The sequence below is a fragment of the Chroococcus sp. FPU101 genome, assembly GCF_017312365.1.
Taxonomy (GTDB): domain Bacteria; phylum Cyanobacteriota; class Cyanobacteriia; order Cyanobacteriales; family Microcystaceae; genus Chroococcus.
In genome coordinates, this window is record NZ_BLJI01000094.1 from 1 (window position 1) to 1,826 (window position 1,826).

Below are 1,826 nucleotides of genomic sequence, written 5' to 3' on the forward strand. Positions count from 1 at the left end.
TTGATTGGTGAGCGTCGCACACTCGTGACTTCAGTCATGTAGTTAGACGCTCTCAATAATTTATGCTACTATGCAGATGGTCATGTATATAGTATAATCTTAGATGGAAGTAAAGCACGGTAGAGGTTATGTTTATGCCATTGAATATCATATTGTGTGGTGTGTCAAATACAAGAAAAATGTCTTAGAGGGTGAAATAGCAGATTACCTCAAAGAACTACTAACGGAGATTGCCATTAAATATGATTTTAGAGTAGAAAGCCTTGAGGTTGTAACTGACCATGTCCATGTTTTAGTATCTGCTACTCCACAACATACCATTCCTAGCCTTGTTAAGTATTTGAAAGGAATATCAGCAAGAAAGTTGTTTCTGAAGTTTCCCAAAATCAAAACTAAATTATGGGGTGGACACCTCTGGAATCCGTCATATTTTGTAGCAACGGTTTCTGAAAATACGGAATCTCAAATAAAGAAATATATTGAGTCTCAAAATGATAGTTCAGAAGGCGTTTAAAGTTAGATTGCAACCAAACAAAAAACAACAAACCCAAATCAACAAAACAATTGGGTGTGCTAGGTTTATTTACAATCGCTTTTTAGCTTTAAGAAAAGAATTGTATGAGACGGAAAAGAAAACTGCGGAGGGCAGTCATCCGCAGGCACTGCCTTTTAAAGGCAGTGAACGGATGACCTTAAACTATAACGGATGTAGTCAACAGCTAACCTTACTCAAGAAAGAATTGACTTGGTTAGCAGAAGTTGACAAGTTTGCCTTACAAAACTCTTTGAAAAATTTAGAGACTTCGTACAAAAACTTTTTTGAAGGATTGAAAAAGCGGAGCGCGGACGCGCCGTCGCACGGCGCAAGTAAGCGCACCAAGAAATCAAGTAATAAAGTCGGTTTCCCTAAATTCAAGAAAAAACACTGTTTTAAGCAATCCTACAAAACTAACTTCACTAACAATAATATTGAGTACGACGAGCATTATTTGAAGCTCCCTAAACTCGGTTGGGTTAAGTTTAACAAATCTCAGGAGATTACAGGTAAGTTAGTCAATGTTACCGTATCTCGTTCCAAAGACGGTCATTATCTGGCTAGTATTCTGTGTGAGACTGAAATCGAAAAGCTTCCCGACTCATCTAAAGAGCTAGGTTTAGATTTAGGTTTAAAATCATACGCTATTACAGACAAAGGAGAAGAAATACAAAATCCAAAATATTACAAAAAACATCTAAGGAAACTTAAAAAAGCTCATAAAAATCTTTCTCGAAAAGAAAAGGGAAGTAACAACCGTCTTTTAGCGAAAATCAAGTTAGCTCGGTTGTATGCTCAAGTTACTAATGTTAGAGACGATTTTCTACATAAGTTATCTACTCGTTTAATTAAGGAATACGGAATTATCTGTATTGAAGATTTAAGAGTAGCTAACATGGTCAAAAATCACAAGCTGGCACAGAGCATTCAAGATGCTTCGTGGTCTAAATTTGTATCGATGTTAGAATATAAAGCTAACTGGCATGACCGTATTATTCAGAAAATATCGTCTTTTTTTCCTTCGAGTCAAACTTGTTCTTGTTGTGGCTCTATTAATCCTAAAGTTAAGGATTTAAGTGTTAGAGAATGGGTCTGTAATTCTTGTAATACTACTCATTTGAGAGACAAAAACGCAGCTACCAATATTTTGAAAGAAGGGATAAGGCTATTAACCGCCGTTGGTGCGACGGAGGTTGTAAAAAACGCCTGTGGAGAGTTTGTAAATCTTGGAGTTATCCAAGTTAAACTCAGCGAAGCAGGAATCTCGTGACTAAAGTCATGAGAGGTTCAA

The 1,826-nt window shown here is 36.6% G+C and carries 2 protein-coding genes; both read left to right on the plus strand.

The genetic code is table 11. The features are described from left to right. Positions 1-103 precede the first annotated feature (103 nt). On the plus strand, positions 104-514 hold the full coding sequence (gene tnpA / locus CFPU101_RS25165; protein WP_206818620.1) for an IS200/IS605 family transposase: 411 nt from the start codon (positions 104-106) through the stop codon (positions 512-514). A 7-nt stretch (positions 515-521) separates the two neighbouring features. Continuing rightward, positions 522-1,805 carry an IS200/IS605 family element RNA-guided endonuclease TnpB gene (gene tnpB / locus CFPU101_RS25170; RefSeq protein ID WP_242578273.1) on the plus strand — a complete coding sequence of 428 codons (1,284 nt, stop codon included), beginning with the start codon at positions 522-524 and terminating at the stop codon, positions 1,803-1,805. The last annotated feature ends 21 nt before the right edge of the window (positions 1,806-1,826 follow it).

Excerpts from the sequence above, each read along its gene's own strand:
- tnpA (WP_206818620.1), top strand. The coding sequence starts at position 104 with ATGGAAGTAAAGCACGGTAGAGGTTATGTTTATGCCATTGAATATCAT.